At 32.0% G+C, this 23,633-nt stretch carries 19 protein-coding genes; all 19 read left to right on the forward strand.

The window, feature by feature from the left end:
• Positions 1-24: 24 nt before the first annotated feature.
• The 19 genes from REB14_RS09375 (at position 25) to REB14_RS09465 (ending at position 23,628) form a co-directional block, all read left to right on the forward strand.
• The gene (locus REB14_RS09375) at positions 25-849 is read left to right on the forward strand and encodes a polysaccharide biosynthesis/export family protein (protein ID WP_079242934.1); all 825 of its coding nucleotides are present in this window, start codon (positions 25-27) and stop codon (positions 847-849) included.
• A 6-nt stretch (positions 850-855) separates the two neighbouring features.
• The gene (locus tag REB14_RS09380; RefSeq protein ID WP_079242933.1) at positions 856-3,243 is read left to right on the forward strand and encodes a GumC family protein; all 2,388 of its coding nucleotides are present in this window, start codon (positions 856-858) and stop codon (positions 3,241-3,243) included.
• Positions 3,243-4,538 (forward strand): nucleotide sugar dehydrogenase, encoded by a 1,296-nt coding sequence (locus tag REB14_RS09385; RefSeq protein ID WP_079242932.1) that lies wholly within the window; start codon positions 3,243-3,245, stop codon positions 4,536-4,538. The genes REB14_RS09380 and REB14_RS09385 overlap by 1 nt, the downstream gene beginning before the upstream one ends.
• Positions 4,539-4,544: 6 nt before the next feature.
• Positions 4,545-5,735 carry an L-2-hydroxyglutarate oxidase gene (gene lhgO, locus REB14_RS09390; protein ID WP_079242931.1) on the forward strand — a complete coding sequence of 397 codons (1,191 nt, stop codon included), beginning with the start codon at positions 4,545-4,547 and terminating at the stop codon, positions 5,733-5,735.
• A gap of 34 nt (positions 5,736-5,769) precedes the next feature.
• Positions 5,770-6,894 (forward strand): DegT/DnrJ/EryC1/StrS family aminotransferase, encoded by a 1,125-nt coding sequence (locus REB14_RS09395; RefSeq protein ID WP_079242930.1) that lies wholly within the window; start codon positions 5,770-5,772, stop codon positions 6,892-6,894.
• Between the two features lie 12 nt (positions 6,895-6,906).
• Complete coding sequence (locus tag REB14_RS09400; protein WP_034699094.1) at positions 6,907-7,479, forward strand: acyltransferase; 573 nt, start codon at positions 6,907-6,909, stop codon at positions 7,477-7,479.
• Between the two features lie 10 nt (positions 7,480-7,489).
• A complete protein-coding gene (locus REB14_RS09405) occupies positions 7,490-8,500 on the forward strand; it encodes a Gfo/Idh/MocA family protein (RefSeq protein ID WP_079242929.1) in 1,011 nt (336 codons plus the stop codon).
• Positions 8,501-8,608: 108 nt separating this feature from the next.
• Positions 8,609-9,676, forward strand: a complete 1,068-nt coding sequence (locus REB14_RS09410) for an ATP-grasp domain-containing protein (RefSeq protein ID WP_079242928.1) — start codon at positions 8,609-8,611, stop codon at positions 9,674-9,676.
• Between the two features lie 5 nt (positions 9,677-9,681).
• A complete protein-coding gene (locus REB14_RS09415) occupies positions 9,682-10,389 on the forward strand; it encodes a PHP domain-containing protein (protein WP_309522039.1) in 708 nt (235 codons plus the stop codon).
• Positions 10,386-11,567, forward strand: a complete 1,182-nt coding sequence (locus tag REB14_RS09420; protein WP_079242926.1) for a lipopolysaccharide biosynthesis protein — start codon at positions 10,386-10,388, stop codon at positions 11,565-11,567. The genes REB14_RS09415 and REB14_RS09420 overlap by 4 nt, the downstream gene beginning before the upstream one ends.
• Positions 11,568-11,580: 13 nt before the next feature.
• Positions 11,581-12,933: a polysaccharide deacetylase family protein gene (locus REB14_RS09425; RefSeq protein ID WP_079242925.1), complete on the forward strand. Its 1,353-nt coding sequence runs from the start codon at positions 11,581-11,583 to the stop codon at positions 12,931-12,933.
• Between the two features lie 393 nt (positions 12,934-13,326).
• The gene (locus tag REB14_RS09430) at positions 13,327-14,199 is read left to right on the forward strand and encodes an O-antigen ligase family protein (protein WP_309522040.1); all 873 of its coding nucleotides are present in this window, start codon (positions 13,327-13,329) and stop codon (positions 14,197-14,199) included.
• 101 nt (positions 14,200-14,300) lie between these two features.
• Positions 14,301-16,133, forward strand: a complete 1,833-nt coding sequence (locus REB14_RS09435; RefSeq protein WP_079242923.1) for a glucosamine 6-phosphate synthetase — start codon at positions 14,301-14,303, stop codon at positions 16,131-16,133.
• 19 nt (positions 16,134-16,152) lie between these two features.
• On the forward strand, positions 16,153-17,418 hold the full coding sequence (locus REB14_RS09440) for a hypothetical protein (protein ID WP_309522041.1): 1,266 nt from the start codon (positions 16,153-16,155) through the stop codon (positions 17,416-17,418).
• Between the two features lie 200 nt (positions 17,419-17,618).
• The gene (locus REB14_RS09445; protein ID WP_309522042.1) at positions 17,619-18,668 is read left to right on the forward strand and encodes a glycosyltransferase; all 1,050 of its coding nucleotides are present in this window, start codon (positions 17,619-17,621) and stop codon (positions 18,666-18,668) included.
• Position 18,669: 1 nt separating this feature from the next.
• On the forward strand, positions 18,670-20,520 hold the full coding sequence (gene asnB, locus REB14_RS09450; RefSeq protein WP_309522043.1) for an asparagine synthase (glutamine-hydrolyzing): 1,851 nt from the start codon (positions 18,670-18,672) through the stop codon (positions 20,518-20,520).
• Entirely contained in the window at positions 20,520-21,764 is a 1,245-nt protein-coding gene (locus REB14_RS09455) for a glycosyltransferase family 4 protein (protein ID WP_079242919.1), read from the forward strand. The genes asnB and REB14_RS09455 overlap by 1 nt, the downstream gene beginning before the upstream one ends.
• A gap of 37 nt (positions 21,765-21,801) precedes the next feature.
• Positions 21,802-22,983, forward strand: a complete 1,182-nt coding sequence (locus REB14_RS09460) for an O-antigen ligase family protein (RefSeq protein ID WP_145953292.1) — start codon at positions 21,802-21,804, stop codon at positions 22,981-22,983.
• Positions 22,984-23,025: 42 nt separating this feature from the next.
• Positions 23,026-23,628 carry a sugar transferase gene (locus REB14_RS09465; RefSeq protein ID WP_079242917.1) on the forward strand — a complete coding sequence of 201 codons (603 nt, stop codon included), beginning with the start codon at positions 23,026-23,028 and terminating at the stop codon, positions 23,626-23,628.
• Positions 23,629-23,633: the final 5 nt, after the last annotated feature.

Here is a 23,633-nt window from a genome sequence, read left to right on the forward strand (position 1 = left end):
ATATTTGCATAATTTAACAAAATAATGAAAGGAAAAATATTAGCAGTAGTTTTGGCATCTTCATTAGTGATTTCCTGCAAAGTTAATCCCAATGCTAAGAATGATTTAAATTATATGCAGAATATAGAACAGGTTGCAATCAATGCCTCTGCTAAAAATTCAGCAAATACAATCCAGGTTGGAGATCAGCTTATTATTCTGATCACTGCAAAAGATATGGATGTTGTAAAACCTTTTAATCAGAATTATTCCTCATCAGAACTTATCCAAACAAATACCATAGCAGGAGGAAATACTCCTAATCAGGGGTCAACAATACTGTCAGGGCCTACATATATTGTAGATGCAAATGGAGATATTGACTTTCCTATATTGGGAAAACTGAATACATCAGATAAAAGTTTGACGGCATTTAAAGATGAATTAAGGGATAGGATGACAAAATATGTTATTAATCCAACAATTAATGTAAGGCTCACAAACTTCAAAGTTACCGTATTAGGAGAAGTAAACAGACAAGGAGATTATACTATTGCTAATGGTCAAGCAACTATTTTAAATGCATTAGGAATGGCCGGGGATTTGACTCAATATGGAAAGAGAGAAGATATATTGGTTGTTAGAACAGAAAATGGTGTTGTTTCTCATGGCCGTATCAATCTTCACGATGCTAATTTAATTAACTCTCCATATTATAATCTGAAACAAGGGGATGCTATTATTGTTGCTTCAAACAATACAAAAGATGTGATGGCAAAACAAAATCCCAATACTGGACTTTACCTGACCGCCATTTCTATTGCGGTTACAGCAGTTGCCGTAGTAGTAAGTTTATTTAATAAGAAATAACAATTGATGGATAACCAGCAAACTTCACAATTTTCAGAAGTGGAAAACAATTCAAATAAAATTAATTTTAGTGAAATAATCAAACCATATTTAAGGAGATGGCCATGGTTTATTTTGTGTGCAATGGTAGCTTTAACGATTGGCTATTTTGCAATAAGATTTATGACTCCAGTTTATTATGTAGAAACCACCTTACTTATAAAAGATTCCAAAAATTCATCTTCAAATAACGAATTGGGTGTTCTTTCTGATTTATCAGGACTGGGAGGAATGAAAACTAATAGTATTTCCAATGAGATTGAAGTTTTGAAATCAAAAAAGCTGATGAGGGATGTGGTTATCAATAAAAACCTTCAGGCTAATATCATTGTTAAAGGAAAAGTAAGTCGTGTTGAGCTATACAAAGAATCTTCGCCCATTGAAGTAAAAGTTATAAATGAGAAGGTATCCAAAAAAGCAAATAATCTTATTAATGTAGAATTAAAAGGGGAAGAAATTATAATACATGATGAAGAGCAGAAAAAAGATATTATTTCTGGTTATGGAAGAATGATAAATCTTCCTTTTGCTAATATTATCATTACTAAAAATAAAGAATATAACCCTAAAGCATCACCCAATATTGATAAGAAAAATTTAGAATTACTCATATCATCGGTTGAAGCAAAAGTTAATGCATTAACAAGTGCTCTTAATGTAGATTTAGCAAACAAAGAAGCTACTGTACTTAGGCTTTCAATGAATTATCCGGTAATTTCAAAGGCACAAGATATTCTTAATTCATTAGTTGTTGCTTATAACAACGATGCTATCTTGGATAAAAACCAGGAGTCTAAAAAGACATTAGATTTTATTGAAGATAGAGTAAAAAAACTTTCAGTAGAGCTTGGTCAGGTTGAAAATGAAAAAGAGAGTTTTAAATCAAAGAATAATCTTACTGACCTTGAAACAGAAGCTAAAATAGATCTTGAAAGTTCTGCAGAAGCTCGTGGAAAACAATTGGATCTTGATGCCCAATTGGAATTAACAAATTCTTTGATTTCTTTCATGTCCAAACAAGGACAGTATCAGGTTTTACCAATGAATATTGGATTAAATAATCCTGAAGCTGTTTCTGCAATTACATCCTACAACCAATTAGTAATGCAAAGAGCGAGATTATTAGAATCTGCAACTACAGAAAACCCTATAGTTGTTGAAACTAGTAAACAAATAAATTCAATGCGTACTTCAGTTGTTCAGACTCTACAGAGAAATAAGACAGGATTAGAACTTGCAAGAAATGAATATGTAGGAGAACAAAATAAGGTAACGGGAAAAATAGCTAAAATTCCTTCCATAGAAAAAATATTCAGGGGAATAGAAAGACAACAAAAAATTAAAGAAAACTTATATTTATTATTATTACAGAAAAGAGAAGAAACAGCTATTGCGCAATCTATTACGGCACCAAAAGCAAGAGTCATTGATATGGCGTATGCTTTTGCAAACCCTGTTGCACCAAAAACTCAAGCTATTTTATTCGTTTCATTATTTCTTGGATTGTTAGTTCCTTTTATTATTATTTACATGTCTCAGCTGTTTAATAATAAAATTGTTACAAAACATGATCTTGAGAAATTAGTGCATGCACCTATTATTGCAGAATTGCCAAGTCTTGAAAAAGGAGATTCTGAAATTGTTAAAATGAATGATATTACGCCTATGGCGGAAGCATTTAGAATTCTTATCACCAATATGAATTTCATGCTTTCAAAAGAGAAAAAAGGCAAAGTAGTATTTGTTACTTCAACCGTAAAAGGTGAAGGGAAAACATTTACCTCTGTGAATTTAGCTTTAACACTGGCAAACCCTAAGAAAAAAGCAATTATCATCGGATCTGATATCAGAAATCCTCAGCTTCAAAGATATAATCCTGCCAGAAAAGGACTTGCTGGGCTTACGGAGTATCTTTACAATGACGATACTAAACTTGCAGATATTATTCATGTATCATCTTTTAATCCTTATCTGGATGTAATTTATTCAGGAATGATTCCTCCAAATCCAACAGAATTATTATCCAACGGTCGTTATGAGGTTCTTCTCAGCGAACTGAAAGATAAATATGAATATATTATCCTGGATACCGCACCACTACTTCTTGTAACAGATACTTTCCTTATTGCTGAACTTTCTGATGTTACAATTTATGTATCCAGATCTAAATACACAGAAAAGGCATTATTAGAATTTGCTAATAACAATATTGATCAGAAAAAAATCAAAAATGTTGGATTTGTACTTAACGATGTAAGTCGAGAAAATTTAGGATACAGTAACAAGTATGGTTATGGTTATAACCAACATACAGAACAATCATGGTTTCAAAAAATAAAAAATAAACTTAGTTAATGATAACAACATATAAAATAGCGGTTATAGGCCAAGGTTATGTAGGTCTTCCTCTATCTCTTGAATTTGCAGATCACTATCCTGTTTTTGGATTTGATATCAATACTCAACGTGTAGATCAGCTTAATAACGGAAAGGATATAACGCTTGAAGCTGATGTTGATAAATTAAATAATGGACTGAAAAAATATAACGAATCCAATGGTTCTTTAGGTTATAAAGCAACAAGTCTGTTATCTGATATTTCTGAAGCTAATGTTTTCATTGTAACAGTTCCTACCCCTATTGATAAATATAATGCTCCGGATTTGAATCCATTGATTTCTGCTTCAAAAATGTTAGGAGAAATTATCAAAAAAGGAGATATTGTTATTTATGAATCTACAGTTTTTCCTGGATGTACAGAAGAAGAGTGCGTACCGGTTCTTGAAAAATATTCAGGACTTACTTTTAACGAAGACTTTTTTGTGGGGTACTCTCCGGAAAGAATTAATCCGGGTGATAAAGTAAATACTCTTACAAGTGTTAAAAAAGTAACATCTGGTTCTACCGACAAGATTGCTGAGGAAGTAGATAGTCTATATAAGAAAATTATTACTGCAGGAACCCATAAAGCGCCTAGCATTAAAGTGGCAGAAGCCTCAAAAGCGATTGAAAATGCACAAAGGGATGTTAATATTTCTTTTGTTAACGAATTGGCTTTAATTTTTGACAGAGTTGGTATCGATACCAATGATGTATTAGAAGCGGCGGGTACAAAATATAACTTCCTTAAATATAAACCAGGGTTGGTAGGAGGACATTGTATTTCTGTAGATCCTTATTACCTTGCTCACAAAGCAGAACAGCTAGGATATCATCCTGATGTTATCTTATCTGGCAGAAGAGTAAACGACTCTATTGCAAAGTTTGTTGCTGCTAAAGTAGTGAAACTTCTTATTGCCAAAGGGGGAGTGATCAAAAACTCAAATGCCTTGATTTTAGGAGTTACATTCAAAGAAAACTGTCCGGATGTCAGAAATACTAAAGTTGTAGATATTTATAGAGAACTTGCAGATTATGGAGTCAATGTAGATATTTATGATCCTTGGGCGAGTAAAGATGAAGTAAAACATGAATATGGAATTGATATTCTGGACGCTCTTGAGGATGGGAAAAAGTATGATTCTTTAGTGATTGCAGTATCTCACAATGAGTTCCTGGAAATGGATCTGGATCAGCTTAAAAAAGAAAATGCTGTGGTTTTCGACACCAAAGCATGTTTAGACAGAAATCTGGTAGATGCAAGATTATAATAGATCATGAACTATGATATAATAATCATTGGTGCAGGTTTGGTAGGTTTGGCTACAGCCTACCAGACTCAACTTAAAAATCCTGATTCTAAGATTCTCATTTTAGAAAAAGAAAATGACGTGGCATTGCACCAGTCAGGACATAACAGTGGAGTAATCCATAGCGGGATTTATTATAAACCGGGAAGCCTTAAAGCTAAAAATTGTATTGAAGGCTATAACTCGGTCATTAACTTTGCTGAGAAATACGGTATACGATATGACCTTTGCGGAAAGATCATTGTAGCTACTTCGCAGGAAGAATTACCCCTTCTGGATAATATCTATAAAAGAGGAGTAGAAAACGGACTACAAGACTTAAAATACCTTTCAAGAGAAGAGTTCCGTGAAATCGAACCGCATTGTGAAGGAGTAAGAGCAATTAAAGTGCCACAAACCGGAATTATCGACTATCCGGGAATCGCAAAAAAAATAAAAGAACTTTTTGAAGAATTAGGAGGAGAAGTAAGATTTAATAATGAAGTAAAAAACATCATTGATAAAGGATCTGAAATTATTGTCAATACCAATATTTCCGAATTTAAAACCAAAAAGTTAATTTCCTGCGCAGGATTGTATTCCGATAAGATAACCAGAATGACCAACGAAAAAAACGATGTGGTCATTATTCCTTTTAGAGGAGAATATTATAAAATTAAGGATGAAAAAAAATATCTGGTAAAACATCTTATTTATCCGGTACCTGATCCTAGCTTTCCGTTTCTTGGAGTTCACTTTACCAGAATGATTGATGGTAATATAGAAGCTGGCCCTAATGCTGTTTTGGCCTTTAAAAAAGAAGGATATAACTTTTTTGATTTCAATTTTAACGAAACCATGCAAACAATGCTATGGCCGGGATTTAGAAAAATTGTAGCAAAATATGGGAAAACCGGAATGGGTGAAATGCACCGTTCACTTTCCAAATCTGCATTTACAAAAGCCCTTCAAAAGCTTTTACCGGAAATACAGGAAAACGACCTTGTTACAGGAGGTTCAGGAGTAAGAGCTCAAGCTTGCGACAGAAATGGAGGTTTGATTGATGATTTTGATATCGTGAAAAACGGAAACATTATTCACGTTAGAAATGCCCCTTCTCCAGCAGCTACGTCCTGCCTTTCTATAGGAAATAAAATAAGTGAGCTGATCATGAATTAGAAAATGCACTCCGTGCACTCAAAAAACTAAGAATATGAAAATTCAAATGGTTGACCTTAAAGGTCAATACCTGAAAATAAAAGAAGACGTAGATATCAGTATTCAGGAATGTATCGATAGTACCGCATTTATTAATGGTCCTGCAGTAAAAGAATTTCAACAGGATTTTGAAAAATATCTGAGAGTAAAACATGTTATTCCATGTGCTAATGGAACAGATGCTCTTCAAATTGCCATGATGGCACTTGACCTGAAGCCTGGTGACGAAATAATCTGCCCTGCTTTCACGTATGTAGCCACTGCTGAAGTTATTGGTCTTTTAGGATTAAAACCAGTAATGGTAGATGTAAACAAAGATACTTTCGATATTGAGTTAAATGGTCTTGAAAAATATCTGACCCCAAAAACCAAAGCAATTGTTCCTGTTCATCTATACGGCCAAAGTGCTGATATGGAGAAAATTCTTGAATTTGCAGAAAAACACAACCTTTTTGTGATTGAAGATAATGCTCAGGCAATAGGTTCTGATTATACTTTTTCTGATGGAACTGTGAAAAAAACGGGAACTATCGGACATATTGGATGTACCTCATTTTTCCCTTCAAAAAATCTCGGATGCTATGGCGATGGTGGTGCATTGATGACAAATGACGATGAATTAGCTTTTAAAATCAGAATGATTGCCAACCATGGTCAGGAAAAGAAATACTATCACAAAGTTTTAGGCTGTAATTCAAGATTGGATACCATACAGGCAGCGGTATTAAAAGTTAAGCTTAAACATTTGGATGAGTATTCAGCAGCCAGAAACAGAATGGCGGATTATTATGATGAAAACCTTGCAGATATTGCGGGAATTCAGATTCCTAAAAGAGCTGGGAATTCTACCCATGTATTTCATCAGTATACCCTTAGAGTGAAAAACGGGAAAAGAGATGAGCTACAGAAATATTTGGCAGAAAAAAATATTCCAAGTATGGTATATTATCCTTTGCCTCTTTACAAACAAGAAGCTTTTCTTCAATATGTAGAAGAAGGTTTTAGTCTTCCGGTTACAGAGCAGCTTTGCACAGAAGTTATTTCCCTTCCTGTACATACAGAATTTGATCAGGAAGTACTGGATATTATTATTACAGAAATTAAGAACTATTTTAATTAATATAAAGCAGATATGTCGGATTTTTTTGCACACGAAACAGCCGTTATTGACGAAGGATGTCAAATAGGTGAAGGAACCAAAATTTGGCACTTTTCACACCTTATGACAGGTTGCATTTTAGGTGAAAAATGTAATATAGGTCAGAATGTTGTCATCTCACCTAAAGTAGTTTTAGGACAGAATGTGAAAGTTCAGAATAATGTATCCATCTATGAAGGAGTAACATGTGATGATGATGTTTTTTTAGGCCCTTCTATGGTTTTTACCAATGTAATAAATCCGAGAAGTGCAGTAAACAGAAAAAATGAATATCTGAAGACCCATGTAGGAAAAGGTGCATCTATAGGCGCTAATGCAACCATTGTTTGCGGACATAATATAGGTCAGTATGCCTTTATTGGAGCAGGAGCCGTGGTTACAAAAGAAGTTCCGGATTATGCATTGGTAGTAGGAAACCCTGCAAGACAAATGGGATGGATGAGTGAATTCGGGCAAAGACTTGAATTTGATGCAGAAAATATAGCTGTTTGTGAAGAAAGTGGAGAAAAATACAAATTAGAAAATAATAAAGTTTCAAAGATTTAAAAACATACAAATGAGTGAAAAAATAAAATTTGCAGTCGTTGGCTGCGGACATATCGGAAAAAGACACGCCGAAATGATCACAAGAAATGATGAATGTGAGTTGGTAGGATTGATTGATGTTAAAGATAAATCTCAATTGGGAATCGAAAGTTATGACGCTCCCTTTTTTGCATCTCTGGATGAGTTTTTAGCTTCCGGGATTGAAGTAGATGTTATTAACATTGCTTCTCCCAACGGATTCCATTTTGAGCAATCTTATAAAGTGATAGATGCAGGTAAGCACGTTGTAGTAGAAAAGCCAATGGCTCTGAAAAAACAGCATGCGGAAAAACTTATTTTTCAAGCGTTGCACAAGCATAAACAAGTTTTTGCCGTTATGCAAAACAGATATTCTCCACCTTCTGCATGGGTGAAAGAAATGGTAGAAAGCGGAAAACTAGGAAATATATATATGGTTCAGCTTAATTGCTACTGGAACCGTGATGACAGATATTATAAGACAGAATCATGGCACGGGAAAAAAGATCTGGACGGAGGAACCTTATTTACACAGTTTTCTCACTTTATCGATATCATGTACTGGCTGTTCGGCGATATTACTAATATTCAGGCAAAATTTGCAGATTTTAATCATGCAACTCTTACTGATTTTGAAGATTCAGGATTCGTTAGCTTTGATTTTGTAGATGGAGGAATGGGTTCCTTAAATTATTCTACTTCAGTCTGGAATCAGAACCTTGAAAGTTCTATGACGATCATTGCAGAGAACGGGTCTGTGAAAATCGGGGGGCAATACATGGACAAAGTAGAAGTTTGCAATATAAAAGACTATGTAATGCCGGAATTGGCTCCAACAAACCCTGGAAATGATTATGGTGCTTATAAAGGATCTGCGGCCAATCACCATTTTATCATTGAAAACGTTGTAGATGTATTAAAAGGAAGAAATACCATTACTACGAATGCTTTGGAAGGGCTGAAAGTGGTGGATATTATTGAGAGAATATATGATAAAAAGTAGGAAATTCTCATTACTTTGGCATAATGATGAATTTTTAGAATGAAAAAAGAAAGAACTATACTGTCAAATCCTTGAATTTTGTTCAACCCTGAATAATGAAAAACAGATATGAGAATTTTGATAACGGAAGCAAATTATAAAAACTCTATAGCGCTACAGCGGGAATTACATAGAGAAAATAGGTACCAAGTTTTTGCTATGGATAAAGAATCTGTTTTTTTTGCTAAAAGATTGGGTTATTGTAAAGATTATATTGTTGGGGATTTGGAAGAATCAGTCAAACAGATTAATCCCGATTTTATAATTCCTGTAGGGAGCGAAGCTGTAAAGATATGCTCTGAAAAATATAGAGAATTATGTTTAATACCTACAAAAGAGAGTCTTGAAATAGCATTAAATAAAGATAAAATGCTAATTTTGAACTCTCTTAGCGATGTAAATTACCCTGAATGTAAATTATTTTCAAATCTGGAGGAATTAAGGCTATACAGTAGAGATAAGAATTGTGTTGTTAAATCAAGCAATGAAAGCTTAGCCAAATTTGATCCGTTATATGTAAAATTAGGTTCTGAATCCGAATTTGAAAAAATAGAAAAATACTTGTCAAGGGGAATAAAACTATTAATGCAGGAGCAGGTATCAGGAGTAGGCAGAGGCTTCTTTTGTATTGCTAAAGAAGGTAAAATCATTAGCTATTACATGCACCAGCGTATTAGAGAAATACCAATTACCGGGGGATCTAGTACAGCTGCCAAGTCTATTTTTTGTGAAAAAATGTTTAATATATCTAAACAAATTATAGAATATTTAAATTGGTCCGGCCCATTAATGATTGAGTATAAATATGATGAGACGAAACAACAATATTATTTAATAGAGTTAAATCCCAAATTTTGGGGTTCATTAGATTTATCTTATGCAGTAGGACTCAATTTTGGAAAAACTTTGATTGAAGCTTATTCAAATAACATAGAAGAACAAACTGAAAAAAAATATGAAGTTGGAAAAAAATTCTTTTGGGTTTTAGACGGAGACCTTTTGGTTTTACTTAAAACAGGAAAACTGCATAAAATAAAAGAATATTTTTATAAGGACTCTTATACGAACTTGTTTGAAAACTTTTTCGTTGATTCAATCAAATTAATATGGACCATAAAGAAAATTTTCTCAAAGTAAATAAAATGAAAAAGGGAATTTTTCATTTTCACAGTACCTATTCCTATGATGGAATAAATACGATTGAAAAAATAGTGAAAACAATAAGAGATAAAAAACTTGATTTTGTTGTTTTAACTGATCATGAGACCATAAAAGGGAGTTTAGAACTTCAAAGAAAAATAAAAGAACTAAATCTGAATGTAGAGGTTCCTACTGCTGCGGAATATAAAACTGATCGGGGAGATGTTATAGCATTAAATGTAAAGAATGAAATTACAGACATGAGATGGCAGGAGTTTTATAAAAGTGCAAAAGAACAAAATGCCATCTTGATTTTGCCTCATCCATATGACGGGCACACCCAATTAGAAGAACTGGCACAAGCTGTTGATGTGATAGAAGTATTTAACGCCAGATCATCAGTCATTAATAATTACAAGTCTTATCTGTTGTCTCTAAAATATAAAAAACCCGTAATCTGGAGCTCTGATTCTCATATTCCTCAAACTCTTTTAAATGTAGTGGTAGGATATGAAAAAAAAGATTTGAAATTTCATGAAGCATTAACGAATGGCGAAATTGCCCCATTATTTCTTAAAAAAAGTTCAGTATCAGATATTTTTTTATCACAACTTAAAAAAGCGTACGTGAACAAAAATTTTAAATTGTTTATATATATTGTATATAAAACTCTTTTTAAGAGAACTAAAGAAGATTATTTAAATTTATGAAAAGAAAAATAATATCTTTTTTAGGTAGCAATATATTATCTCAATTAATATTACTGATTGCAGTTCCATTAACAGGAAGAATTTATTCTGATTACGAAATTGGAGTACTTTCCTTTATTTTATCAATTTCAGCCCCATTAGCGTACTTTTATACTTTGTCCTACAACAAAGCAATTATGTTACCAGCAAAGAGTGAAGAATATAGTATGCTATATGCTGTTTCCATTTTTTTAAGTATAACCATCTCATTAATTTCCTTTTTCGTTATACTTATTTCAATGTTATTTTTTGATATAGATTCCTATTTTTTAATTGTACCGTTGGTTGCATTTAGTCAATCTTTATATAGTGCATCAAAAGATATTCTTATAAAAAAAGGCTTGTTGAATATTGTCAGTAAATCAATGATACTAAGCTCTGTGTTTGCAGTTATCATTATACTTTCTGGTTATTATATAAAATTATCATATTGGGTTTTGATATTATCTTATGTGATACCTAATTTTTTGGCGACTATATTTATATTATTTTATATCAAAATACAAAGAAAAAAATTTGTTTACAGAGAATTTTATAACATTATAATAAAATATAAGTCCTTCCCATTGCATCAGATGCCAGCTTATTTTATTAATACTTTTAATGCAGAGCTACCTAGTTTCTTTATAAAACATTATTTTGGAGAAGCTATTTTGGGGAATTATTTTATGGCTTCCAAAATTGTGAATAAACCACTAAGTTTAATATCTGAAAGTTTAAATGGGTTAATATACAAGGATTTGTCAGAAACCAATAAAGCGAAACTCAATAAGAAAATGAATACCTATGTTGGATTATTATTTTTGGTTTCCCTACTATTTGCTATTGTATATTTAATTTTTGGGGAATATTTTTTCTCTTTATTTTTTGATATTAATAAATGGAGAAAGGCATTTGATATGAGTAAAATAATAATTTTCACTACGGTTATTTCATCGTCTTTTTCTCATTATTCAAGTGGTGTATTGGTTAAAAGAAAGAATAAAATTTTCCTCGTTTGGGAGGTAATTACCACTTTGGTTTTGTTTGTTTCATTTTTTTTAGGAAAGAGCTCTACAATAGATTTCTTTATATGGATTTATGTAGGAGTAATTCTATTTAGATATTTATTACTCTCTTTACTATTTAATAAATCTTGATTTTTTTGTTGCCATGAAAGTAATGTTAAAAAAATTGCGAACAGAAAATGCCATATTATATACAATTAAGTTTTTACTGAAAATTGCATTTGGCTATACCGTTTCTCCAACTTTAGAATTTTTATCGGAAGATAGTGTAACGATTCAGGTTGAGGGAATAAGAATTAAATTTAAGTTATGTTCACACGATAAATTGCTTGATCTGATAGAGGGCAAAGGTCATATGAAGTCTATACCTTCATATGATGATTATTATTACATTCCGGTTATTGATGAAAATGTAAGTGATTTTTATGAATGTAATAATGGACATATTCAAATCAATTATGATATTATTACTTTATCTTTTGTTTTATTATCATGCTATGATGAATTGACCTCAGAAGCACGAGATGAATATGACAGATTCAGATATAAAGATAGTTTAGTCTGTAAATATAATCTGATTACTATACCCATTGTTGATGAATACGCATTTCTGATCAGAAAAATTCTTAAAAATGAAGTACAAAGTTTTACTCCCTCATTAAAGCCAACTGTAATTGTTCCTACTCATGATATAGATAACCTTTATAGGTTTGACGGTTTTTTTACATCGATTAAGACTTTGGCTGCAGAAGCTATTAGAGAAAGAAGACCTTTACAATTATGCAGTTCAATACTGAACATGTTAAAAACTATTGTTTTTAAAAAAGAAGATCAGTACCTTAAAGGAATAGAGCAATTGTATAAAGATTCAAAAAAATACGGTTTAAGATCAGTTTTTTTCTTTATGACTGCGAAGCCATCTCAATTTGACAAAGGTCAGGTTATAAACCAAAATGTCTTGAATTTAATGTCCAAAATTGCAGATTCAGATATGCTGCTGGGTATCCATCCAGGCTTCAATACGTTCAGGGATATTGCTGTTATGAACGATGAAATAGAGAGGCTTAGAAATACATCAGAAAGAGATATTATATTTGCAAGACAGCACTATCTTAGATTTGACCGAAGAGTAACTTTTGAAAATCTTGAGAAATGTGGTATAAAGGTCGATTATACTATGGGGTTTGCAGACCATGAAGGATTTAAATGTGGTACAGCACACCAATTTCACCCATACAATTTTGAAAAAGACCAACCTTACAACATTCTTGTGATCCCTCTAATTGCTATGGATGCTACATTGACGTATTACCAAAAATATTCTATGGATAAAGCTTTTGAGGTATTGGAAAATCTTTTCAAAATAACAAAAAGAGTTGAAGGTGATTTCGTAATACTTTGGCATAATGATAGAGTTTTCAGAGATCAAAAGTGGTATAAGAAGGTGTATTTAAGATTTATTTCACAATATAGTATGAAAAATAGAAACTTACAATAACAAAAAAAGATTTCATCCAACATATCATGATTGATTGTAATAAATGAAAAGCTTCCTTAATTTTAATAAAAAGAAATATAATTGAAAAATATGTCATTATTTACAGACAAGTTTACATTTTTTAAAGTATTCATTTATTTTATTTTTGTTTTTTCGGGGTCTCTAAAGTGGTTGCCCATTCCAATGGATTTGACCCTATTGTCTCTTTTGCTTTGTTTTGTGGTAATGATCTCGGAATTGCGTACGCTAGTTCCGCTACAAGTAAAGGATCGACTCATCGTTATTTTAATGCTTATATTGAGTTTTATTTTTCTTATTTCTAATTTTTATTCAGTATCTACTATCTATGCCCAATCTAAATCCCTTGCTGTTGTTCTGAATATTTTTACAGTAATGTACCCCATTATTGTATTTAAAAAATCTATTTTTTCTGAATTGAAATTATTGATGTATCTTATTGGTGGATTAATGATTGTAGGATTGTTTTATCTGTATTTTAATAATATGTTTATTATATTCCATGATTCTGAATTGTTAGTGGATAAAGTTCCTACCTATTTAGTTATTGGAATCATGCTGTGTGCATGTTTTATTTTCTCTCTGGCAAGCAAATTAACATGGTATGTTGCGGCTTACAGATTATCAATATTATTTTTACTATTTCAACTTGGGGGAAGAGGACCTATCATCAATTTGATACTATCCTTAATTGTTTTCTTTACTTTGAATCTTAAAAATTATAAAATAAATTATAAAACAGGGTTTGCAATAGGGGCATTATTTTTTACCATTCTTATTTTTGGAGAGAATATTTATACTTTTGCATTTCAAAATGTAGATTTTGAACGATTTAACATATTTAAATCTTATAACGAAGATACAAGTTTATCCATAAGAGGGAATTTTCTTGAGATTGGATTGGAATCAATACTAGATCATCCTTTTTTTGGATTAGGAATTGGAAGCTCAGGATTTATACTGGAAGGTGCTGATGTGAGTAATTATCCGCACAATTTGTTTGTAGAATCAATGATGGAATTGGGGATACTGGGAGGAGGATTATACCTGTCGGCATATGTATTATTCTTTTTTAGAAATTATTCTATTTCCAAAAGTAATAAAAATATGCTGATATTATTTATTATTGTTTTACTGTTTTATCTGGAAGACAATAAAAGTAACTCTTTTGATTCCTGGAGATGCAGTATAATATGGATTATGTTTTTTATATCTGAGAAGAGATACAAAGTTGGAATAACTAATTAAAAATTCATTTGAAATAATGTATAATATTAATTTTATAAAATTAGATTATACGTATATAGGTTCCTATAAATATTATTTAATTTAAAAAAAGAAAAAAACAAATGTGTGGAATTTTTGGTGTCGTATCGAACACCAGTATTAATAAACAAAAGTTTCAAACTCTGGTAAAGCATTCCGAACAAAGAGGAGTAGATTCTAGTGGTTTGATTTATTATCAAAATAACCAGTATAAAGTAAACAGAGCTGATTATAGCATTGAAAAATTACTGAATAAGGTAAAACCATATAATAACAATATTGTTTTAGGACATAGTAGATTGATTACTAATGGGCTGGGGGATAATCAGCCAGTCATCAGAGGAAATATATGTGCAATACATAATGGAATTATAGTAAACGAAGAAGAAGTCTGGAGTAAGCTATCGGTAAGCAGACAATTGAAAATTGATTCCGAAGCTATTGTGGCTATTGCAGAAGAATTTCTTAATAACGACGAAAACAAATTAGAAAACCTTCCTAAAGAGATATTTTCTTTATGTCAGGGAGTTATTGCCTGTGCTCTTGCTCTGCCAGAAAAAGGAAAACTTCTTCTTTTTTCTAATAATGGCAGTTTATATGTAGGTTATAATGAGGACAAAACTTATTTTGCATCAGAAAGCTATGGACTTAGAATCATAGGATGTGAAAATATCACCCAGATAAAAGAAGAGTCTTTGATTTTGGATATTCCAGTCTCAAAAGAAAATCTTACCGTCACAGATGAAAAAAGCAGAGTAGAAAACTTAATCCCTGAGTTTAAATTTAATACTATTGAAGAAGGATTACTTGAATATAAAAAGCTTAACATCAAAAGATGTACTAAATGTATTCTTCCGGAGACAATGCCTTTCATAAAATTTGATGAAGAAGGCGTATGTAACTACTGTAAAAGCTACAAACCAAGAAATAATCCAAAACCGAAAGAAGAATTATTTAAATTGGTTGAACCTTACAGAAGAAAAGGTAAGGAACTGGATTGTATTGTTCCTTTTTCAGGAGGTCGAGATAGCTGCTATGGATTGCACCTTATTGTAAAAGAACTGGAGATGAAACCTGTTACTTATACCTATGATTGGGGAATGGTAACAGATCTTGGCCGAAGAAATATCAGCCGTATGTGTGCTGATCTTGGGGTAGAAAACATTATTGTTGCCGCAGATATTTCATTGAAAAGAAAGAATATCAGAATGAACCTTGAAGCATGGCTGAAGTCACCTCATTTAGGAATGATGGCAATGCTTACTGCAGGAGATAAACATTTCTTCAGACATGTGGAAGATATCAAAAAGCAAACAGGGATCAACCTTAATCTTTGGGGAGTAAATCCATTGGAAGTAACTCACTTTAAAACAGGATTTTTAGATATTGAACCTGATTTTGAAGAAAAAAGAGTATACAGTCATGGTGCTATGAAACAGCTGAGATATCATTCCAAAAGATTCAGAGCGATGATGGAGAGTCCTGGATATTTTAATAGTTCACTTTGGGATACTTTGTCCGGTGAATACTATCGCAGCTTCACAGAAAAACAGGATTACTATCACATTTTTGATTATTGGAGATGGGATGAGGAGCAGGTAGATAATACTCTTTTAAATGATTATAATTGGGAAAAAGCAATTGATACTACCACTACCTGGAGAATTGGTGATGGTACAGCAGCTTTTTATAATTATGTATATTATACTGTAGCTGGTTTTACAGAGCATGATACGTTCAGAAGTAATCAGATCAGAGAAGGACAAATAACAAGAGAAAGAGCTTTAGAACTTGTTGAAATAGAAAATACTCCACGTTATCAGAATATCAGATGGTATCTGGATACTTTAGGACTTGATTTTGAAAGAGTGATTAAAATCGTGAATAAAATTCCGAAATTGTATACTGAAAAATAATTTAAATTTTTGTTCGTAAATGAAAAGCTCTACCTTGATTTTTAAGATTACTTTATTATTTACTTATTGGATGTATAGTAGTTCTTTCTGTTTGGCTATGCCTATTTTTAAACCAGCACCAGCAATACAGAATAAATTAATATTTACATCAGATAATCCCACATTTACGAACAAAAACTTAAGCGTTAAGGAGATTTCCAAAATGTTGGATTTTTATACTGATGTATTTAGCTCAGAGACTCAACTGTCCAAGTGGTACAGTTCTGTCTATGATAGTTCAGCTCTTTTGTATGTTCCTATGCAATATGCTTATGATACTCAAAATAATGAGTTAATAAATAAATTTCAGAAGCTGTTTACTTATAATACATTACTTATTGTAAAAAAGAATTCGCAGGCAGATGATTTGGCTAAAAGAACCTTTTACTTTACTGTTTCAGAATATTTAAGAAGAAGTGGTATAAAAGGTAATGCCGAAAATACCAAGATGTATGATTTCATAAAAAATGAAGTATTATATTATTGGAATAATAATCCCGCAAACATTTGGGATGCTGAATCAAAGAAATTTTATGGTGCAAAACAAAGAATAGATTATATCTTAAGTGGAAACTTTAATGGTAATCTAAGTTATTATAGAGCAATTACTGATTTTGAGCTATACGTTATGGGAACTGGTGTAAGTCTTTTACTCATCGAAAAAGATGCCAAACGAACCATAACTCCTGATTTAGTCTCTATTAAAGACAGATTCTATCAGGTATTGAAAAAAGAAGTAAGTATTAAAGATGGAGCATGGTATCTGCAGCCAAATATTTGGAAAGATCATCCGGATTTTAAGGATGTAGCCCTTCAAAAGAGCCAAAATGTCAATTGGGATGCTTCTCATTTTTCGAGAATGTCTGCTTATCTGCATCTGTTGAAACTTAATTTTCAAAACGACAAAATAAAATACAGTTATTTGGAAAAACTCACCACATTACTTTCAAATCAGTTGATAACCAACATTGCTGTTTATAATTCAAAAAATGATTTTTACACCTTCAATAATTATATAGATGGTAATAACAGTAGCTTTCGAAGTGATGTTAAAGGTGGGAAAAAAGGAATCCAGCCATCTCAGAACTTTGAACATATTTTTATTGGCTGGTGGAAAATGTTAAATACCAAAGAAGTCAATATCATGTATGAAAGAATAGCAGGAAAATTCCCTTATTATTCTGAGCAGAGTGCCTATATCACACATGATAAAGGTTTTTATCAGGAAATTGTAAATCTGAAATAATCTCATTTAGCATGGTTGTATTTCAAGTATGTAATTCTCCATCTGTTAGAAAATCAAATAATTAAGAATGAAACATAACCAATGTTTAATAGGAAACCTGAAAATTTTCCAAAATCCAATTAATGAATAAAAAATACGAATTTCACATATGTCACCTGACGAGTGTTCATCCACGGAATGATTCCAGAATATTTCATAAGATGTGCAAAAGTTTGGCATCCAATGATATCAGGGTGTCATTGGTAGTCGCTGATGGTAAAGGTAATGAAACGATAGACAATGTGGAAATTATAGATATAGGTGCACCTGATGGCAGATTAAAAAGAATTACGAAAACTACATACAAAATTTTTAATAAAGCTAAGGAACTTAATGCAGATGTATTTCATCTTCATGATCCCGAACTTCTTTTAGTAGCAAACAAACTTAAAAAACTAAATAAAAAGGTAATCTTTGATTCTCACGAAGATACAGTAAACACAATCTTAGTTTCACCTTATTTAAAATCCCCTTTTTCAAATATAATTTCTCTATTATATGAGAATTTCGAACGTTATATCTGTAAAAAAATAGACGGAGTAGTTGGTGCAACACCTCATATTGAAAGTTATTTTAAAAAATTTGCCAGACAAACTGAAAATATCAATAACTATCCCATCTTATCAGGTAAGAAACAGGAGAGCATTTCCTGGGATGAAAAAAAGAATGAAGTTTGTTATGTGGGATCCATTGATGATACAAGAGGAATCAAAGATTTGATGAATTCATTGGAGCTTTCAAAATCAAAGGCCAAACTGAATCTGGCAGGAATGTACTCTTCTCCTGCTCTGGAAAAAGAGATAAAGGAACATAAAGACTATCACCTGGTTAATGACTTTGGATATGTAAATTCTGAAGAAGTAGATAATATTTATAACCGTTCGTTAGTAGGTGTGGTTACTTTGCATCCCATTCCAACATTTTTAGTGAGTCTGCCAATAAAAATGTTTGAATACATGGTTGCGGGAATTCCGTTTATTGCCTCAGATTTTCCTTACTGGAGAAGTTTATTGAAAGGGAGTGATTGTTGTATTTTCGTAAACCCTCAAAAACCTCAGGAAATAGCCAATGCTATCGATTATTTCATTCTTAACAAAGAAAGAGCTAAACAAATGGGCAAACTGGGACAAAAGCTAGTCTATGAAAATTTTTCATGGGAAAGCCAGTCTGAAAAATTATTAACGTTTTATCAAAAAGTTTTATCAAACTAATATGTGCGGAATAACAGGAGCAATAGAGTTTAAAAGATCACAAAACCTCAATTTTGAAGAAGGAAGTGATTTGCATAATTACATACGAAGAAGAGGACCGGATTACTATGGAGTTGAAAAAACAGAATATGAAGGATGGTCAGTAACTTTAGCTCACTCCAGGTTAGCAATTATTGATCTTTCAGGAGCTTCTAACCAACCTATGATTTCTCATGATGATAGATATACTATTACTTTTAATGGTGAAATATATAACTATCAGGAAATCCGTGAAGAATTAATATCAAATGGTTTTATATTCAGAACAACAGGAGATACTGAAGTTCTTTTAAGAGCATGGGAATGCTGGGGTGAAGGCTGTTTGGATAAACTAAACGGGATGTTTGTTTTTGGTTTATTTGACAAAATTAAAGGAGAGTTCTATCTGGTAAGAGACAGATTTGGAGTTAAACCATTAATATATACTTTTTTTGATGGCCAGCTATTGTTTTCCTCTTCCATAGCCTCTGTAGCAAAACAAATAAATCAGGAGATAGATCTGGAGTATTGTTCCAGTGGAATAAGGTTCGGTTTTTTTGAAGGATATGAAGACAGAACTCCTTTCAAAAATGTAAAATATCTTTTGCCAGGATCATTGATGAAATGTACGCTGGATGGAGAACTGAAAATAGAAACAAAATCATGGTACTCCCTGGAAGAGCAGGTGGCAAAAAAAAGAAAAGAACTTGAATCTTTAAGCTCAGATGAGCTAATTTCCCAAGGGAAAGCTCTGTTGGAAAGTTCAACCAAGATACGTCTGAGAAGTGATGTTCCTCTGGCAATTTCTTTAAGTGGTGGGGTAGACTCATCGTCTATAGCAGCAATTACAGCAAAAGAAGTAGATCACCTGATGGCCTTCAGCTATGGAGCTCCGGATCACCCAAAATCAGAAGGACCTGTTATCAACAAATTTGCAAAAGATAAAAATATCAATGTTGAATATATTCACCACTCTTACAACGCACAGGAGATGGGGAATATTTATGATCAGACAATGGAGGCACAGGAATCTCCATTTCTTGGATTAAGTATTATAGCACAGCATGAAGTATACAAGCAGGTAAAAGAAAGGAACATTAAAGTTTTATTAGGAGGCCAGGGAGGTGATGAAATTTTTGCCGGGTACAGAAAGTTTTTCGTAGTGGCACTGAAAAAAGCGATCGAAAAAAAGGAAATCCTTCCGGGGTTGCAATATTTTCATTCCTTAGCACTTATGCTGATATTCGAAATCAAGCAAATAAAAACATATTGGAATGAGAAAAACAGGTATCTGAAAACAACAGGAAAAGATACTTCATTCCTTGATTGCCTACCAAATATTTCCTTAAATCTCTTTGAAAATACGTCTTTATCAAACAGACAGATTTCAGATATTCAGAAATACAGTATTCCTTCACTGTTAAGATATGAAGATAGAAATTCAATGTATTTTTCTATTGAAAGCAGACTACCTTTTATGGATTATAGATTGGTAGAGTTTGCTCTGGCATTGCCGGATCTGCTTAAGATTAAACATGGATATGGAAAATGGATACTACGTGAAATGATGAAAAAAGACGTACCAGGCTATATTCTTAAAAACCGTTTAAAAAGAGGTTTTGACGTTACCCAGAATTGGGTAAATGATGGTGTGGGAGAAAGAATACAATCTAATATTTTAGAAAATAAAAATAAAGTAAAAGATTTTGTCTCTGACATCAGTAGACTTGAAGATGCCCTTACAATCAAGAATCTTAATAACAGCAATATTTTGAATGAAGCAATCATGCTTGATTTCCTCATAGATCCTATTAAAAAACCAACACTTCAGTGATGAAAATGAATAAAAATACCTGGCTGATTTCCAAATATGCCTCACCTCCTCAGTATGCAAAAGTTCCTTCACGTTTGTTTTATTTAGCAAGAGAATTTAAAAGGCAGGGAAATAATACCCTCATGATAACCTCAGATTCAAATCATTTTACCAATTGTCCTGAAACTGACAAAATTTATAATGATGAAGAGCAGGATGGTGTTGCCATAAGATGGATTAAAACGAAGAAATATATCAAAACAGCATCAATAGACAGAATATTGTCCTGGTTTGATTTTGAAAGAAAGCTTTTCTCAATGAAACTTTCCAATATGACAAAACCTGATGTGGTTATTGTTTCGTCTCTTTCGATTTTTACCATTATCTATGGTTATTATCTGAAAAAGAAATTTGGTAGTTTTTTAGTCTTTGAAATCCGGGATATATGGCCTTTAACTATGACAGAAGAAGCCGGTTTTTCCAAATGGCATCCACTTGTCTTACTGATAGGGTTTATAGAAAAATTTGGGTATAAAAAAGCGGATCTGGTAGCAGGAACAATGCCAAGATTAGATCTACATGTAGAACAATTACTGGGAGATAAAAGACCTTTTCATTGTTCACCATTAGGATTTGATCCAGAAAACTATTCTGAAGACTTTTTAAAAGATACAAATCCGTTTTCAGGGATAGTACCATCAGGCAAAGTCATTATTGGTTATGCCGGCAGTATGGGAGTTACCAATGCATTGGAACCTTTTATTGAAACAATACAAAGGATGAAGGAGAACAGTAATATCCATTTTTTACTTGTTGGAAGTGGTGATCTCAGAGAGTCTTATGAAGAACAACTAAAAAATTGTTCCAATGTGACATTTTTACAAAGAATTCAGCAAAGTGAAGTTAAATATTTTCTTGATGCTTGCGATATTCTGTACTTGTCTACTAAAGATTCAAAAGTGTGGGACTACGGACAATCTATGAATAAAGTGGTAGAATATATGCTGGCCGCTAAACCCATTATTGCTTCGTATACCGGATATCCTTCCATGATTAATGAAGCTGATTGCGGTAAGTTTATCAACAGTACTTCTGCAGAGGATATTAAAGATGCCATCTTATATTATGCCAATATGAGCAAGGAAGAAAGGGTTGAGATAGGTGATAAAGGAAGAAAATGGATTTTTGAAAACAGAACGTATCCGGTGTTAGGAAAAAAATATATGGATGCAATTGTATTTCATTCTGTAAAGCAAAAGAAATAATTTTGCATAAGTTGAAATATAAATATTAGGATTTATCTTGAAAATTACTATTAATAATAATTTCATTTATAAACTATTCCTGTTATCTGTTATGGTAGGAAATACCATTGCTATTTCTTTTGCAAAGCCTTTGGAAATGAATCCAAGGAACTTTTCTATACCTTATCGGATTTTTATTATTGTATTTTCTGTATTTATAATTTATAGAGAAAAAAGAAATATTAGTTTTAAAAATATTTCATTGATAAGCCTTGTTGGATTTTGGATTTTCTATATTATCAAGCTTACCTATTCATTTAATAATTATTCGTTTAACAAGGATGTAATAGTATTAGAGAATGAGGATATCTTCAGAATATTATTTATGAATCTCCTTCCTAGTGCAGCCTTATTATGTATTAATTACAATAAAGTAGATTTCAAAAGTATTACAAAATACTGTCTCTTTATTTTATGTGGTCTTCTTGTTGTTAATTATATATATGGTTATATCAACTTAGATCATATTTTTAGTACATATTACATTATGTATGGTCATATAGGAGCCTCGTTATTTATCATCTCATTATTTTTGCTTTTATTTTGTAAAAAAGATTACAAATCATATTTTTTATTCTTCTGTCTTTTTTTAGGACTTTTTAATGTAATACAATCTATGGCGAGGAGTCCTTTAATTGCTATTGCTGTAAGCTCTTTTTATATGGTTCTTTTAAAGGGAAATAAAAAATATTTGTTATATGCCATTACATTAATTTTGTTATTGATAGGTCTTATTTTTCTCCACGAACAATATGGTGGCGGATTCATAACAAGCTTTAACAGAATGTATAAATGGCTTGCACTGGGAGATACCTCAAGCAGAGAACCATTATATAAAGGAGCTCTTGAAATTTTTAATTCAAATCCTGTCTTAGGAGGAAGAATATTATTTGAAGATGGAGTTCATCCCCATAATATCTTTTTAGAACTTTTAATGGCTACCGGTATTCTAGGGTTAATTATTTATTTTCTAAAATTTTTACCAGTATTTCAAAATGCTTCTATTTTCTGGAACATAAACAAAAGTAATATATACTATAAAGTTATTTTTGCTTTATTTTTGCAATATTTTACGCTTGTACAGACATCCTGTAATCTTTTTAATATACCGGAATTTTTGTACTTTAGTTCAATAATTATTGGTATTAGTTATACCACAAAAAACAAAAGAATTGAGTAAAAGCTCACCATGTATGATGACGAACAGATCTAACTTTTAAGAATGTATAAAAATTATTTAAAGAGAATTTTTGACTTTGTATTTTCTCTGATGGGAATTACCTTATTGCTTCCGATTTTCCTTGTTGTGATGATAGGTTTATTCCTGGCTAATGAGGGAAAACCCTTTTTCTTCCAGTTAAGACCTGGGAAAAATGGGAAAGTATTTAAAATTATAAAGTTTAAAACCATGAATGATAAAAAGGATTCCAATGGAAACCTTTTATCAGATGCAGAAAGACTAACAGCTATAGGCTCATTCGTTCGTAAAACATCCTTGGATGAAATTCCACAGTTGATCAATGTTTTGAAAGGAGATATGTCTCTTATTGGTCCCAGACCTCTTCTTGTACAATATCTGCCGCTTTATAACGAGCACCAAGCACGAAGACATGAAGTGAGACCCGGAATTACAGGATGGGCACAGGTGAATGGAAGAAATGCAATATCATGGAACCAGAAATTTGACTATGACGTGTGGTATGTAGAAAACATCTCTTTTATTTTAGATTTCAAAATCTTTTTTCTTACCGCGAAGAAAGTATTTATCAGAGAAGGAGTGTCTGCTGATGGACACGTTACCATAGAACCATTTCAAGGAAATTAATTGAT

This window comes from Chryseobacterium metallicongregator, assembly GCF_031324065.1.
Lineage (GTDB): Bacteria > Bacteroidota > Bacteroidia > Flavobacteriales > Weeksellaceae > Chryseobacterium > Chryseobacterium metallicongregator.